General features: G+C 35.0%; 16 protein-coding genes. 14 read left to right on the top strand and 2 right to left on the bottom strand.

What is annotated here, in order from left to right; translation table 11 throughout:
• Together EA412_08255 and EA412_08250 are read left to right on the top strand one after the other, a co-directional pair.
• Nucleotides 1-1,101: a hypothetical protein gene (locus EA412_08255; protein ID TVR78661.1), complete on the top strand. Its 1,101-nt coding sequence runs from the start codon at nt 1-3 to the stop codon at nt 1,099-1,101.
• Nucleotides 1,101-1,985 (top strand): NAD kinase, encoded by an 885-nt coding sequence (locus tag EA412_08250; protein ID TVR78660.1) that lies wholly within the window; start codon nt 1,101-1,103, stop codon nt 1,983-1,985. The genes EA412_08255 and EA412_08250 overlap by 1 nt, the downstream gene beginning before the upstream one ends.
• A gap of 30 nt (nt 1,986-2,015) precedes the next feature.
• Here EA412_08250 and EA412_08245 read toward each other — a convergent pair whose 3' ends face one another.
• Together EA412_08245 and EA412_08240 are read right to left on the bottom strand one after the other, a co-directional pair.
• A complete protein-coding gene (locus EA412_08245) occupies nt 2,016-2,924 on the bottom strand; it encodes a DUF3078 domain-containing protein (protein ID TVR78659.1) in 909 nt (302 codons plus the stop codon).
• A gap of 36 nt (nt 2,925-2,960) precedes the next feature.
• Complete coding sequence (locus EA412_08240; protein TVR78658.1) at nt 2,961-3,686, bottom strand: hypothetical protein; 726 nt, start codon at nt 3,684-3,686, stop codon at nt 2,961-2,963.
• An 84-nt stretch (nt 3,687-3,770) separates the two neighbouring features.
• Between EA412_08240 and EA412_08235 the strand changes: the two genes are divergently transcribed.
• The 12 genes from EA412_08235 (at nt 3,771) to EA412_08180 (ending at nt 16,382) form a co-directional block, all read left to right on the top strand.
• Complete coding sequence (locus tag EA412_08235) at nt 3,771-4,688, top strand: alpha/beta fold hydrolase (protein TVR78657.1); 918 nt, start codon at nt 3,771-3,773, stop codon at nt 4,686-4,688.
• 115 nt (nt 4,689-4,803) lie between these two features.
• Complete coding sequence (locus EA412_08230; GenBank protein ID TVR78656.1) at nt 4,804-5,646, top strand: hypothetical protein; 843 nt, start codon at nt 4,804-4,806, stop codon at nt 5,644-5,646.
• Between the two features lie 18 nt (nt 5,647-5,664).
• Nucleotides 5,665-6,765 carry a hypothetical protein gene (locus tag EA412_08225; protein ID TVR78655.1) on the top strand — a complete coding sequence of 367 codons (1,101 nt, stop codon included), beginning with the start codon at nt 5,665-5,667 and terminating at the stop codon, nt 6,763-6,765.
• Nucleotides 6,766-6,818: 53 nt separating this feature from the next.
• A complete protein-coding gene (locus EA412_08220; protein ID TVR78654.1) occupies nt 6,819-8,321 on the top strand; it encodes a cysteine--tRNA ligase in 1,503 nt (500 codons plus the stop codon).
• A 46-nt stretch (nt 8,322-8,367) separates the two neighbouring features.
• Nucleotides 8,368-9,345, top strand: coding sequence for a M28 family peptidase (locus EA412_08215; protein ID TVR78653.1), 978 nt, complete (start codon nt 8,368-8,370; stop codon nt 9,343-9,345).
• Nucleotides 9,338-10,279 (top strand): hypothetical protein, encoded by a 942-nt coding sequence (locus EA412_08210; protein ID TVR78652.1) that lies wholly within the window; start codon nt 9,338-9,340, stop codon nt 10,277-10,279. Before EA412_08215 ends, EA412_08210 begins: the two co-directional genes overlap by 8 nt.
• A gap of 36 nt (nt 10,280-10,315) precedes the next feature.
• Nucleotides 10,316-11,065 (top strand): isoprenyl transferase, encoded by a 750-nt coding sequence (locus EA412_08205; GenBank protein TVR78651.1) that lies wholly within the window; start codon nt 10,316-10,318, stop codon nt 11,063-11,065.
• Between the two features lie 90 nt (nt 11,066-11,155).
• Nucleotides 11,156-13,825, top strand: a complete 2,670-nt coding sequence (locus EA412_08200) for an outer membrane protein assembly factor BamA (protein TVR78650.1) — start codon at nt 11,156-11,158, stop codon at nt 13,823-13,825.
• A 72-nt stretch (nt 13,826-13,897) separates the two neighbouring features.
• Nucleotides 13,898-14,419: an OmpH family outer membrane protein gene (locus tag EA412_08195; GenBank protein TVR78649.1), complete on the top strand. Its 522-nt coding sequence runs from the start codon at nt 13,898-13,900 to the stop codon at nt 14,417-14,419.
• A 79-nt stretch (nt 14,420-14,498) separates the two neighbouring features.
• The gene (locus EA412_08190) at nt 14,499-15,011 is read left to right on the top strand and encodes an OmpH family outer membrane protein (protein TVR78648.1); all 513 of its coding nucleotides are present in this window, start codon (nt 14,499-14,501) and stop codon (nt 15,009-15,011) included.
• A 14-nt stretch (nt 15,012-15,025) separates the two neighbouring features.
• Entirely contained in the window at nt 15,026-15,856 is an 831-nt protein-coding gene (murI, locus tag EA412_08185; GenBank protein TVR78647.1) for a glutamate racemase, read from the top strand.
• A 73-nt stretch (nt 15,857-15,929) separates the two neighbouring features.
• Entirely contained in the window at nt 15,930-16,382 is a 453-nt protein-coding gene (locus tag EA412_08180; protein TVR78646.1) for a thioredoxin, read from the top strand.
• Nucleotides 16,383-16,470 lie beyond the last annotated feature (88 nt).

Here is a 16,470-nt window from a genome sequence, read left to right as displayed (position 1 = left end):
ATTCTTAGAGAAAGATGGCACTTTTTAGGACACCCTATCTTCCGCCTGGCAGATAGAAATTTTAATGTTTGGTGGACAGATTTTAACCGCTCATTTTCCAGAACTATTTATGGTCTCAGTTTTACTCATTTTAATATGAGAGGCCGAAACGAAAAACTACATATAAACGGGCATCTCGGATTTAACCGAAAACTGGAGCTCAGTTATACCATCCCGGGTTTTGGAAAAAAAAGAAATTTTGGAGCCTTTGTAAATGCTTCCTGGCAAAGCAACCGGGAGGTTTTTACTTCCGCGGAAAATCATAAGCAGATCTTTCACAGACTGCCGGAATATGCAATAAATTTTATTCAAACAGATTTGTTTCTAACGTACAGAGCGGCCCACATAAGTGAATTTGGTGCCGGAATCAGCTATAATGATAATCAGGTGACGGATACTATTGTTAAGCTAAATGACAATTTTTTAGAAACCGGAAAGAATCGTCAAAGATTTCTGAGCGCATCCCTATATTATCGAAATGACAAACGGGACAGAAAAATTTACGCAACAGAAGGCAGCATGTGGGAAGTCCGGCTAAAACAATCCGGTTTAGGATTAATGTCTGAAACCTTTATGACTGAACTTTTTGGTGTTTACAGTCAGTTTTTAAATCTGGGTAGCGGTTTCTATATTTCAACTCAACTGAGAACAAAATTTTCGCTCCCGAGAGAGCAACCGTATCTGAATCAAAGTTCACTCGGTTTCTTAAAAGATTTGGTAAGAGGCTATGAATTTTATGTCATAGATGGCCGACACCACGGGGTTTTTAAGTTTAATTTTAAAAAAAATATTTTCAACTACAACCTAAATGATGGCTGGATTCCCGGCTTAGACAAACTACAAAGATTACCGGTTAATGTATATCTTAAAGCTTTTTTTGATGCCGGATATGTTTATGATGATTACTTTTACACCGGTGATTTTTTGATTAATAAACCATTGTGGAGCGCCGGCTTAGGACTGGACATCGTTACAGCCTATGATTTTGTTTGGAGAGTGGAATATGCTGTCAATCACCTTGGAGAAAATGGATTATATTTACATTTTTTAACTGATTTATAATGCTCAGAATAGCTATTTACGGAAGAAACATTACTAAAGAGAATGAAAATACTTTTTTGGATCTGATACATCAATTAAGTCAGAACAATATTGAAGTATTTCTGCACAAAAAGATTTCTCAAAAAATTAGTGCCCATTTGCCTGAAAAGCTTTCTCATGGCACTTTCAATGATAATAATGATGTGATATCAAAAAAGATTAACTATTTGATAAGCATTGGCGGTGACGGCACCCTTCTGGATACAACTACTATAATTCGGGATTCAGGGATTCCAATAATTGGCATAAACACAGGTAGATTGGGATTCTTGTCCAGCGTCAGCAAAGAAGAAACAAGCCTCGTCGTACAAAGCATAATAAATCAATCATTTAATATTGATAAAAGAGAATTACTGCATTTAGACAGCAGTAAACCAATTTTTGGAAATTTAAATTTTGGGCTCAATGAATGTACCGTTCATAAAACGGATACCTCTTCAATGATAACTATACATACCTATATAGATGGGGAACTTTTAAATTCTTATTGGTCAGATGGTTTGATAATTGCAACTCCAACCGGCTCTACAGCCTATAGCCTGAGTTGTGGCGGCCCGGTAATTTATCCTTCATCAAAAACATTTGTAATTACCCCCGTAGCACCTCACAACCTGACGGTCAGGCCCATGATAGTGCCAAATGACAGTACCATCAGCTTGAAGATTGAAAGTCGTGGCGGAAGATTCTTGTGCACCCTTGACTCCAGATACAAAACGGCTGAAACAGATATTGAATTAACAATTCGTAAAGCAGATTTTGCAATAAACTTATTCCGATTGAAAGAAAAAAGCTTCTTTAATACAATTCGAAATAAACTTATGTGGGGTGCAGACCAACGCAATTAACAGAAAAAGTCTGTTATTAAATTAATTTTTCTAAAAGCTGAATGACAAGCCAATTCCTAAGGATTGTTTAAACTGTAAACCTTTTCCCATATAGTCATTTCCATCATCATCCACTTTTGGTACATCTATATCGTGATCATATAAAAGGTGCGCCAAAATGGAAGCCGTCAGGAAACTATTAATCTTCATATTCAGGCGAGACTCCCAGTTAACATCTATGTTTCCTCTGTTTTCAACCACCGGATTGGTGTAATTATTAAAAAGCTCCAGCCTGGAACGTAGGTTAACATTTTCAAAAATATCTGCATCAAAAGTGGCTACTAAAGATGCTCCAAATTCATAACGAACGTTTTCGCCTTCGTCTAAACCATAAATAGTCTCATCTATATCATCATTTAACACTAAAGTCGCTTTCCCGGCTGCTGGAGATAGTGAAACTGAAAAAAACGGAGCAGGCTCATATAAAATACCCAACGCCAACAATACACTTGCCGGTGACATGAAATCTGAAATAGCCACCGAATCATTCGGATAATTAAAGCCTTTTGTAAACTGCGTTTTAAAATCGAAAAGCAAATTATAGCTGAACTTATCATTTATATCATATCCCAACTGTGAGATAACATGAATTCTGTCTTCATTCTTTCTCAAATCTTGATCCGTTCTAAGTATGCCGTAAGATAACTCTAAAAAGTTTTTCCATTCAATTCTTTCTCTTCTGTATTCAGCCTTAAAGTTAGCAATACCTGTTAGAGATAAAGAATTATCACCTCCGCCTGCCCATTGGCTGTAGCTAACCTGATTAAAGTTAATATTCACAAATCCGGAGGTTTCCCAATAGGTTGTATCTTGTTCTGCATCATTATCCTGAGCAAATAATGATAAAGTAGTAAAGAAACTGAATAGTACAATTAGAGATAAAAGCTTGTAATTTTTCATGTTTTTTTCGGCAAAGTTAAAAAAAACTAAAAAATACTACCCGGTGGGAAAGGTATATCGAAAAATCAAGCCAAAATACTCGCCACTTATAAAAAAACGATTCGTAACAGAATCTCCGTTTCTACGAAATTCAATCTCAGTCAGATATAAGTCCCGGAAAAAAAACTGATAGGAAGGTCCTATATAAAAATAACCACTATTTTCGGTGCGGTATTCAAATCCTGTAGCGGCTTTTGCAGATGGAGTAAACCAATTTCTTCTGGCTGCAGCTATCGAAGCAGGGTTTTCACCTACAAATAAATTGCTGGGTAAAAAATACAAACTCAAACCGGCCGTACTGGTTAAATAAAGTTGTTGGCCTAATCTCACATGATATGTAGCAGATAAAGGCAGCTCGTAAGAAATTATTCTTAAATCTAATCGATAGGTATCTCCATCTGTTTCAATGATAGCTTCATAAGGTCTTCTAACATAGTTTATCCCGGTTTCCAAGGTAAATCTTCTATGTACCCCAAAGCGAATTACAGCTCCGGCAACATAACCCGGATTGGGGTTCAAACTAAAATCTGTTCCCTGAACATTTCGGGTTTCACCCCTGAAACGAAACATATCATTTGGTATAATTGGCTGTATTTGAAATCCGAAAGAAGCACCCTCTGTTTCCCATTCATGACTCTGTGAATAGGTTTTTCCTAAAAAAATAAGCAAGAAAATCGCCATGATTCCGATTCTGCTCATTATGTATTTAAATTTAATCTGCATTTATCTTTTTTAAAACTGAAAGATAGCTAATTTCACACCCTGAAAACTCAAGCTTTTCATTAAAAACTTAAAAATTATATCCTTTTGAACAAAAATAATAAACATATAATTAGCGAGTCTATTTTTTTAGACCATCCGAATGGCTATAAGCTTCATCTAAAGAGATTTCGAAAAGAAAATAACGCAAAAGCCCTGTTGATGTTACATGGTTCAATTGAAAACGGAAAGATTTTCTATTCCAATTCCGGTAAAGGATTAGGCCCCTATCTTGCAGAAAAAGGGTATGATGTTTTCATTCCTGACCTGAGAGGAAGAGGCCAAAGCACACCAACTATAAATAAAGATTCTGATTTCGGACATTTTGATGTCTTAGAAGATGATTTTCCCTTTATGATTAATTACCTGAAAAATGAATTTCAAATAAAAGAAATCAGCTGGTTAGCCCATTCATGGGGAGGAGTTTTAATGCTGGCTTATCTGGCTGACTGTCCGCAAGATCACTTTCCGAAGAAAATGGTTTTTATAGGTACTAAAAGATATATTGGTACAAAAAATTTAAAGAAATTGCTTTATATAGACTTCTTTTGGAATTTTTATTTCAAATCCCTGATTTCAAAAAAAGGCTTTTTACCCGATAAACTGCCGGGGGGAATGGGGAGTGATAAAGAAACAAAAAAGTCATACGAAGAAATTACCCGTTGGATTAATGAAACTGAATGGATGCATCCGGGGAATAAGTTTAACTATGCAGATGCACTCCGAAAAATAAAGCTACCGCCTTCATTATACATCACAGGCAGCAATGATAAAGTCTTGGGGAATCCAAAAGATGTAATCAGACTAATTAATGAAACAGATCAGAAAAACACCATTTTTAAAAAGATTGGCAAAGCTGACGGTTTCAAAAAAAACTATGGCCACATTGACATCCTTACCGGCAAAGAAGCAAAAGAAGATGTATATCCGTTTATAGAAAACTTTTTATCCGGAAATAAAGATTGATAATTAAAAAAAAGAAAGGTTCATTCATTCTTTAAAATTTGTTTTTATATTTATCCTTGTTTACTCGTTTGAATAATTTTAAAAACTGAAAAGTCTAAAATTTAATTTAAAACTCATGCAGTCAGAGAATAAGAATACTACGCCAAAAGACAAGCAATTAAAGCTTGAAAACGAACTCCTTCGACTGGAGCTGCAGGAGAAGTTAGGTAATGAAATGCCTGAAATTGAAAATTTGCCGGTAGAAGTTGAAAACCTGTTGCTGAAGTCTTTGAAGTCTGATGAAGAAAATCAAGAAAAAAACAATATGGTTCGCTTGTATGATTACATTGACCAACCGGATTTTGAAAATGTAGAAAATATTAGTGATGAAGATTTAAAAGATATGCTACGGGACTTAACAGACTATCTTTTAACACACAAAATTATAATCGACCCCTCTTTTAAAGTTTCAAAAAGAGAAATGTATCGTTTTATAACGGAAGATCTTTTTAACATAAAAATCCCGAAAGATGAGCTGAAAGGATTTTTCTCACATTTTCGATATGAAGATTTCTACCCCGATGAGCATGATGAAATCAGAGAAATGATTGAAGAGTTTTTAGATAGATTTTTTATAAAAGAACTTCAAATTGAAGATGATTTTTTTAGTGAAAAAATTGAAGTTGGCTCTGATATTGCTTTAACCGCCGGCGAATTTGTGAACTTATTAAAAAATAAAAAAGAAGAAATTATTGACTTTGAACTGTATAAATTCAATCTGCATTCTTTAACTATTGATCGGAACATATCAGAAGCGCTTTATAATATTGACTATAGCATTACTTTTAAAAATGAAACTACTTTGCAAAATGAAAAGTCTGTTTTTACCGGTGACGCGACTTTTAAACTGGAAAAAAATGAATTTGATTTTTGGACAATTTGTAAAGTAAGCATTCCCGGTTTTAATTTTCCGGCCTAAAGTCGGGAAAAATCTGCCATGCTTAAAAAAATCCTTATATTTCTTTGCCTTCTCTTTCAATTGCTTACGCTCTTATGTCTTAGTGGAAGTTTAATATCGCCTCAACATATCGCTATCAGTGATTTACTGTATTTTGCTTTCCCCTATCTGCTGTTTCCCGCCATAATTAGCTCCCTGATTGTAGTGTTTTTAAGTACAAAGTCTCATTTCAAAATTGCTGCCTTTTTGATGCTTTTTTTATTTTTAGCACAAAGTCGTTTTTTCATTTCTGTAAATCTTAGCGGTAGTGTTCAAAAGAGCGAAAATGCCATAAAAGTGATGTCTTATAATGTCAATAATTTCGGACTTTACTCCTGGGATATGAATATCGAAATCAGAGACAGCATAATGGCTTTTATCAAATCTGAAGATCCGGACATCCTGTTTTTTCAGGATTTTTTCACAACTTTTGACGGAGCACTAAACAACATTGCCTATTTACAAGACAAACTCAACTATAATCACTTTGCTTTTTCACCAACCCTAACCAATAGAAAAGGACATCAATGGGGACTGGCTGTTTTTAGTCGGTTTCCGCTGGAAAAAGAATTATTTGTACCCTTTCAAAGCACCAAAAAAGAAGCAAATACAAATGGCCTTCAAATTTTAAATGCACAGATAAACACTAATGAAAAAATTTATTTGTTTAACTACCATTTAGAATCCTATAAATTAGGAAGTCGGTTTCAATTAGATGCAAATCAAAATTATAGAAAAGTAAATTGGTGGTTTAAAAACATGAAACCTATTATTTTACATATGCTTCCTTCCATGAAAGAAAAAATGAAACAAGCTAAAATAGTATCCAATCACCTGGATCAAAAAAAATATCCCGTAATAGCTGCCGGTGACATGAATGACATTCCGGGCTCTTCAACCTACACCACAATTCATAATAAGCTCTATGACACTGCCCTTTCAGGAAATAGTTTTTTTCCGTATACTATAAAAAGTTTTCCTCCTTTTTTCAGAATTGATTACATAAGCTCTTCGTTAGAATGGCAAATAGTTGATTATAAAGTGAAAAAAATTAAATATTCAGACCACTATCCTATCGTATCAACCTTACAACTAAAATAGTTTATTGATTACCTTTGCAAAAAAATAAATGAATACCATATAAATAAAGATTAATGGAAATAAAAAAACATCAATTAAAAATTTACAATAGTCTAAGCAAACAAAAAGAAGAATTCAAACCTATAAATAACCCTTTTGTGGGAATGTATGTTTGCGGACCAACCGTTTATAATGATGTTCATCTTGGTAATGTCAGAACATTTATAAGTTTTGATATTGTTTACAGATACTTACTTTATCTGGGCTACAAAGTGCGATATGTGAGAAATCTGACAGACGTAGGGCATTTAGAAAATGATGCCGATCAGGGAGAAGACAAAATCGCTCAAAGAGCCAAATTAGAAAATCTGGAGCCGATGGAAATTGTTCAGAAATACACCAATGGATTTCATGATGTAATGAGAACTTTCAACACCCTATCTCCAAATATTGAGCCGTCAGCCACAGGTCACATCATAGAACAAATAGAATATGTAAAAACCTTGATCAATAAAGGTTTGGCCTACGAAGTAAACGGTTCTGTTTATTTTAATGTCAGAAAATATAATGAAATAGAGAGTTACGGAATTTTGTCCGGACGAAAATTAGAAGACTTAAAAGCCGGAAGTCGGGAATTAGACAGTCAGAGCGAGAAAAAAAATCCCGAAGATTTTGCTTTATGGAAAAAAGCCGGTCCATCTCACATTATGAGGTGGCCATCACCCTGGGGCGAAGGATTTCCGGGCTGGCATCTGGAATGTACCGTTATGAGCACAAAATATTTAGGGACACAATTTGACATACATGGAGGCGGTATGGATTTAAAATTTCCACACCATGAATGTGAAATCGCTCAGGGGCATGGCGGAACCGGTGTTTCTCCTGCAAAATACTGGATGCACTCCAATATGCTTACTGTTAATGGTACAAAAATGAGCAAATCACTGGGAAATGCATTCCTTCCGGATGAATTGATTACCGGTAATCACGAATTACTTGAAAGAGGTTATCCTCCTATGGTCATTAAATTTTTTATGCTTCAATCTCATTACTCCAGTACTTTAGACTTTTCAAATGATGCATTAGATGCTGCCGAGAAAGGTTTTAATAAATTGATGAGTGCTTTAGATTTTCTGGAAAACACTGCTCCTGACAGATTTGGAGAAAAAGGCACTCGAGATAAAGAGTTCTCCGATTCTTTGGATACTGCTTTTGAATACATGGATGATGATTTTAATACGGCTAAAACATTAGCTGAACTCTTTGACATATCTTCAAAAATTCATGCATTGAAAAATAATCAGCTGCCGGATGAAGTTATCTCAAAAGCTGTTTTTTCTAAAATTAAAACCACTTTCCATGCTCTGTTGGTAGATATAATGGGATTAAAAAAAGGCAAATCTTCTATTGATACTGAAATAGTTGACGGATTAATGCTTTTAATTTCAGAAATACGGACTCAGGCAAGAAAAGATAAAAACTATGAATTGTCAGACAAGATTAGAGATAAACTCAGCAGCCTGAAAATTCAAATGAAAGATGAAAAAGACGGAAAAGTAAGTTGGAAATTACCTTAAATTATGCAAAGTGAATATTAACCAAGTCCTTTTACTATTAATATCTATGTCCCTTTTCGCCTGTGGTGGAAATGGCAGAGAAATGCCGAGGCCTGAAATAAAAAGAACCCCAATGAGCGGGTTTCAAGTGCCAGGCTTCAATACTGATTCAGCTTACTATTTCATTCAGCGACAAGTAGATTTTGGCCCGAGAGTGCCCAATACCAATGAACATAAAGAATGTGCCGAATGGTTACACAAGAAACTATCTGAATATGCTGATACTGCTTTAATACAGTTTGCAGAGGTTGAGGCTTTTGATGGCACAAAACTGGAAATAAAAAATATTATTGGCAGTTTCAATCCAAATGCCGGCCATCGTTTACTTTTATGTGCTCACTGGGACACAAGGCCTTTTGCCGATCAGGAAGAAGATCCTGACCTAATGATGAAACCCATTCCGGGAGCCAATGATGGAGGCAGTGGGGTTGGTGTTTTATTGGAAATTGCCCGAATTTTAAAAGAAAATCCGGTAGATTTTGGTATTGATATAATCTTTTTTGATGCTGAAGATTATGGTCTTCCAAGCTGGAAAAGACAAGCAAACAGTGAAAAAACTTGGTGTCTGGGCTCTCAATATTGGTCAAGAAACCCTCATAAACCAAATTATACCGCCTCAAAAGGCATTTTACTGGATATGGTTGGAGCAAAAGACGCAACTTTTACACTCGAACAATTCTCAATGACTTATAACCCTAATTTAATGAATCGGGTTTGGGAGAATGCTTCCCATCTTGGTTTTGACAATTATTTTATCCGCCAGAGAACCGGTCCCGTTATCGATGACCATTATTTTATCAATACTATAGCCGGCATTCCCACTATAAATATCATTCAACGTGATTTAAGTACCCGCTCAGGATTTGGAACTTATTGGCATACGCATGCTGATAATATGGACATCATTGATAGAAGCACTTTAGATGCAGTAGGCTCAACTGTAATCTTTACTATTTTTCAGGAAAACAAACAATTTAATGAGTGAGAAAAGCCAGCTAAGAGATTTGAGCAATTTTCAATTATTTAAAGCGTTTGAAATCAGAAATACAAGTATTTCCAGTAAATTATCCTCAACCTCATATTTTTTTTATTTTTGTGCCATGAATATACGGCCTCCGTTTAAAACTCTATCATTTTTAATTTTCAGTCTGTTTTTTGTTTTCTTAGCAAACCGTAGTGTTGTAGCTCAGGAATGGGAAGTCGGCGGATGGGTAGGTGGAGCGCATTATTTTGGAGATTTAAATACAAATACCAGCTTTGAAAGCATGCACCCGGGTGGTGGCGTTTTTGTTCGCTATAATATTAACGATAGATTTGTTTGGAAAAATGCCGTTAGCGGTGGGCGTGTCTCTTTTGAAGACAGTCAATCTCCTTATTCCTATCAACAATCCCGAAACTTATCCTTTTTCAGCAATATTTTTGAAATATCTACTCAAATAGAAATTAATTTTTTCAGTTTTAAAAAAACCAGGGAAGATACTCGCTTCACCCCATATTTATTAACCGGTATATCCGGATTTTACTTTAATCCAAAGGTTCGCTATCAGGGAGAAACTTATGTATTGCAAGAGTTGAGAACTGAAGACACAAGATACAATCGATTTGCAATAGCAATACCTATAGGTGGTGGATTTAAGTATGCTGTTAATGATTTTTGGACTTTGGGCCTGGAAGTTGCTAACAGAAAAACTTTTACTGACTATCTGGATGATGTGAGCGATGTCTATACCGAAAACATTGAAGGTACCGGAGTTCGGGCTGCATTAGCTGACAGGTCCGGTGAGGTGGGCGAACCCATTGGCAGCATTGGAAAACAAAGAGGTAATGTAAAAAAGAATGACAGTTTTTTATTTTTAGGATTGACCCTTTCATATACATTTAGAAACATGAAATGTCCGAAACCCGGGAATAATTTCTGATAAATCCTTAACTTTATCACAAAACCTGTAAAACGAATGTCACTAAAAGAAAATATTGACTTAAATCAACTCCCCGGACATATCGCCATAATCATGGATGGCAACGGAAGATGGGCAAAAGGGTTTGGAAGAACCCGTTTATTTGGACATAGAAATGGAGTAAAAGCAGTCAGACAAGTTACAGAAGGTTGTGCTGAAATCGGTGTAAAATATTTAACACTCTATGCTTTTTCAACTGAAAATTGGGGAAGACCCAAAAAAGAAGTTAGTGCATTGATGAACCTACTGATAAAAACAATTAAAAGCGAAATAAAAACCTTGATGAAAAATGACATCAGACTCCGTGCTATTGGTGATATAAATACACTTCCGGATCAATGTGCCGAAAATTTGCAATTAGCAATAGAAGAAACAAAAAACAATAAAAGAATGGATCTCATTCTTGCACTAAGTTACAGCTCTAGATGGGAAATCATAAAAGCAACTAAAAACATCGCTGAAAATATAGAAAAAGGCCTGATAAAGGCTGAAGAAATAGATGATAATTTATTTTCTGAATATTTAGAAACAAAAGATATACCCGATCCCGAATTACTTATCAGAACCAGTGGTGAAAAAAGAATCAGCAACTTTTTATTATGGCAACTTGCCTATGCCGAACTTTACTTTACAGAAACTATGTGGCCCGATTTCAGAAAAAAAGACCTATATCAAGCCATATCTGAGTTCCAAAATCGGGAAAGAAGATTTGGGAAAACCAGTGAACAGCTAATTAAACAAGCTTAATTTTAAAAAAAGATGCAATAAACTGTCTAAAAAAACGTCCTTATCATTAATATATACTACTTGCTGAACAAATTAGAAAATACATATCAAATGAGTAAAAATTACTCCAAGACATTTCTCTGTCGATCAATTACAGGACTTTTTATTTTTATCATAAGTTCTCTATTAATAAATAGCCCTGCTTTCGCTCAAACAAATCAGGAAAGTCCTTTACCTGCTTTATCATATACAGCTCCGGCTAATTATGAAATTGGGGGAATAACTACATCCGGAACCAGACATTTAGACCCTGATATTGTTATTTCACTTTCCGGATTAAGTGTTGGACAAAATATTACTTTACCCGGTGAAGAAATTGGAAGAGCAATTAACCGTCTCTGGGAACAAGGCCTCTTTACAGATATTGAAATTCAAGTGTCCAGAATTGTAGACAGAAGAATTTTTCTGGATATTTCTATACAGGAAAGGCCCAGGCTTTCCAGATTTTCATTCAGAGGTGTTAGAAAAGCAGAAGCGGATGACTTAAGATCAAAAGTGAATTTGATACGGGGCAGAGTGGTTACAGAAAACACTAAAATGAATGCCCGCAATGCAATTGAAAACTACTTTTTCCAAAAAGGATTTCTAAATGTTTCAATTGACGTAGATGAATCGCCTGATACGCTTTTATCTAATAGTGTTCAGCTTATTTTTAATATTGATAAGGGAAGTCGTGTAAGGGTAAATAGAGTATACATAAATGGTAATGAAAACCTATCTGATATGAAAATCAGAGGTAGCATGCGAAATACGAATGAACGAGTTCGCTTCAGTCCAAAAGAATTACTTGGATTGGAAAAAACAGAAAGCGATACCGTTGTCCGGTTCAGGCCTTGGAGAATTTTAGGAAATCTATCCCTTTTCGAAGCATATGAATATGTAGCTGACAGAACAAGCTTAAATATTTTTACATCTGCCCGATTTATACAGGAAGATTATGAAATAGATAAACGTTCGATTGTCAGAACATACAATGAATTAGGATACAGAGATGCTCGTATTGTATCTGATTCTGTATACAGGACTCCGGATGGGCATGTCAATGTAAAACTGAATATAGACGAAGGACCTAAGTATTACTTTAGAAACATAGCCTGGAGAGGGAATTTAAAATACTCACAAAGTCAGTTAGATGAAATTCTGAACATTAAAAAGGGAGATGTTTATAATCAATCCATATTGGAAAAGCGATTATTTATGGATCCAATGGGTAACGATATTAGTTCATTATATATGGATGATGGTTATCTCTTTTTTCAGGTTACACCGGTTGAAGTAGCTGTTACTAATGACTCCATTGATATTGAAATAAGAATTTATGAAGGTGCACAGGCAACTATAAATGAAGTTCGGATTTTAGGAAATACCAAAACAAATGAACACGTAATCAGAAGAGAATTACGTACGCTTCCGGGAAGTAAATTCAGTCGTTCTGACATAATTCGCTCTCAAAGAGAAATTGCTAACTTGGGATTTTTTGACCCTGAAAGAATCGAAATCATACCAATTCCGGACCCACAAAGAGGCCTTGTAGACCTTGAATACAGAGTAGTAGAAAAGCCTTCTGATCAGTTGGAGCTTTCTGCCGGTTGGGGTGGACGAGGAAGAGGTGTAGTCGGTACTTTAGGTGTCGCTTTCACTAATTTCTCACTAAGAAACATTACCCGACCTGAAGCATGGCAACCATTGCCTTCAGGAGACGGACAAAGATTAACGCTCAGAGTCCAGACTAACGGTCGTTTCTACCAGTCTTATAACCTATCATTTACCGAACCGTGGTTAGGCGGAAACAAACCGAACCAATTTACTTTCAATGTTTACAGAAGCAGATTTGCAGATATCGACAGAGACTTAAATGAAGTGGTTGGTAGTTTGGTTACAAATGCAGTTTCAGTTGGTTTAGGGAACCGCTTAAACTGGCCGGATGATTTTTTCGTTTTTCAACCAACACTAAGCTTTCAGAATTATACGCTTAATAATTGGAGAAGCTCTAACTTCTTATTCACTGACGGATATTCTAACAACCTGAGTTTGAAACTTGCTTTATCAAGAAATTCTATAGATCAACCAATTTTCCCGAGGAGAGGCTCTTCTATCACTGCCTCTGTACAATTCACCCCATATTATTCCGCCTTTAGCGACAAAGATTATGCGGCTATGGAGCCTGCTGAAAAATTCAAATGGCTTGAATATCATAAATGGAGATTCAAAGCAGACTGGTACACCCCTATCGTAGGTAATCTGGTTCTTAAAACAAGTGCGAATTTCGGATTTTTAGGGTACTATAATCAAGACCTGGGCTACTCACCTTTTGAACGATTTGAAGTAGGTGGAGACGGAATATCAAACTTTACTTTTTTTGGCAGAGATATCATTTCACTTAGAGGTTATGACGTTTTAACACCTCCTGAGGCAGCTCCAATCTTTAATAAATTCACTATGGAGTTGAGATATCCACTGACTCTCAACCCTTCATCAACTATATATGTACTTGCTTTTGCAGAAGGTGGCAATTTCTATGAAAGCTTTGATAGTTATAATCCTTTTCAACTAAACCGTTCAGCAGGACTGGGTCTTAGAGTATTTTTACCTATGTTTGGACTACTTGGTTTTGATTATGGCATAGGTTTTGATAATCAATTTGGAGCAGCCGATGGTTTTGGTGATTACCTTAGCCGATACGGTAAATTCAATATAATTTTAGGTTTCGAACCTGAATAGTTTTAATAAACACTTTGAATTTAAATTTTTAATCAAAAGAAAATACATTTTTAAAATTTAAAATGAAAACCTATGAAAAAGTTAACTCTAATTGCCGTTCTGTTCTTATTTGGTGTTACTTCTATAATGGCACAAAGATTTGCCTATGTTGATACTGAATATATATTGAAAAATATTCCTGAATATAACGATGCACAAAAAAAGTTGGACGATGCCGCTGAGCAATGGCAGCAAGAAATACGTGCTAAATACGAGAATATTGAAAGACTTTACAGAAGCTTTCAATCGGAGCAAGTACTTTTAACTGATGACATGAAACGTCAGCGGGAAGAAGAAATCATGAAAAAAGAAAGAGAAGTTAAAGAATTTCAAAGAAGCAAATTTGGTCCTGAAGGGGAATTATTTCAAAAAAGACAGTCTTTAGTGAAGCCTATTCAGGATAAAGTCTACGATGAAATACAAAAATTAGCTGCTGCCAGAAATTATGATTTTATCTTTGATAAATCCGGTGGAGTAACCATGTTACATGCCAATACCAGATATGACCAAAGTGATGTAATCATAAGAGCATTAGGCTATACTCCATCAAACTAAAAAAATCATATACATTTAGTATCTTTGCAAAAATTAAATTTTTTCTCTTAAATATATCAAAATTCAAACAAAGTAAATTATGACAAGGTTATTTTCATTATTGCTAATTTTGGGACTGCTTTTCACCGGTATGTCTACAACTACAGCACAAGCACCTAAATTCGGACATATTAATTCAATGGAATTACTTAGTGTTTTGCCGGGTGTTAGACAAGCTGACCAACAGTTAGAAGCTTTTGCTAAACAATTGGAAGAGCAAAACAAAAACATGCTTAGGGAATATCAGACCAAAGCGGAGGAATATCAAAGCCGTGAAGCAATGATGTTAGACGCAGTGAAAGAAGTAAAACTTCGTGAAATTTCAGATTTAGAGCAACGGATTGTTGCCTTTCAAGAAAATGCACAAAGAAGACTTGAAAACAAAAAAGAAGAACTTTACGGTCCGCTTTTAGAAAAAGCTGATGATGCTATCAAAGCAGTTGCCAGAGAACATGGTTACACTTATATCTTTGACACGAGCTCTGGAGCTTTATTACACGCAGAACAATCTGATAATATTTTACCTCTGGTAAGACAGAAATTAGGACTTTAATCACTGCTGCTATTTTGAAAACGAGTCAACCTATTGGGATTTTTGATTCAGGTATTGGTGGACTTACCGTAGCAAGTGATATATCAAAGTATCTGCCTAACGAGGATATTATTTACTTTGGAGACACAGCGCATCTTCCATATGGAGATAAATCAACTCAAACGATACAATCATACTCTAAAAGAATAGTAGAGTTTTTACTTGAAAAAAAATGTAAAGCCATTGTGGTAGCATGTAACAGTGCTTCTTCAATGGCTTTTGACTTTTTAGCAGAGAATTTTTCCGAAAAATGCTTACTATTCAATGTTATTGACCCAATTACAGACAGTATTATTAAAAATAAAAGCATTAAAAAAGTTGGCGTAATCGGCACTAAGGCCACCATCTATTCAGGTATTTATGAAAATATTTTAAAAGAACATCGTTCAGATTTGGTAGTAGCTTCTCTGAGCACCCCCTTACTTGCACCAATGGTTGAATCCGGCTATTTCAATAACAAAATAAGCCGAACCATAATCGAGAACTATTTAAAATATCCGGACTTTGAAAACATAGACGGTTTAATTCTTGCTTGTACTCACTACCCTCTAATAAAAAATGATATTAAAAAAGTTGTAGGGAATAATATACAACTTTTTGATTCTACTGATTTTTTAGCTGATCAATTAAAAGAAAATCTGAGTAAGAATAAAATTTTAAACACTTCCAAAACAAAAGGAAAAACTTCTTTTTTTGTCTCAGACTGGACGGAAAGCTTTGCTGAAACAGCCTCAATATTCTATGGAAAAGAGATTAAACTTGAACTTGCCCAAATTTTCAGAAACTCAAAAAATGAAATCTTTTAGTTTGGCCTAATATTTGAAACTTAAATTTTTGAGTAGATGTTTTAATCACTATCTTTATTATAAAATCAAAATCATGAGACATTTTAAAATCCCCATATTTTTTCTTTTTTCTTTTTTCTTTACATCTACCCTATTTGCCGGGAACTCAGCTGTAGAAAATAAAGGTATAAACTTTTTTAACGGAACCTGGGAAGAAGTTTTAGAAGAAGCCAAAAAACAAAATAAACCTATTTTTGTAGATGCATTTGCTGTTTGGTGCGGTCCATGCAAATGGATGGACAGCAATGTATTTCCTCAGGAAGAAGTAGGTGATTTCTATAATGCCAACTTTATAAATTATAAATATGATATGGAAAAGGGCAAAGGCAGAGATTTTGCCCGTAAATACAGAGTAAATGCATATCCTACTTTTGTGTATATAAAGCCAAATGGAGAAACTGTTCATAAAACAATGGGAGCTAAGCCGCCAAAAGTGCTTATTGAAGAAGGTCAAAGAGCACTTCAAATTTTTAATGCTTCCAGATAAAGGTTAAGTCTATTATTAAAAGCCCGGTTATTTCCGGGCTTTTTTGTTTATTAAAATCACTCATCAATTCTTTTGTTAATTCTTAAAA

Source organism: Chitinophagaceae bacterium (assembly GCA_007695095.1).
Lineage (GTDB): Bacteria > Bacteroidota > Bacteroidia > Chitinophagales > REEL01 > REEL01.
Note: the sequence above shows the minus strand (reverse complement) of the source record. Positions and strands in the feature narration are given on the sequence as shown.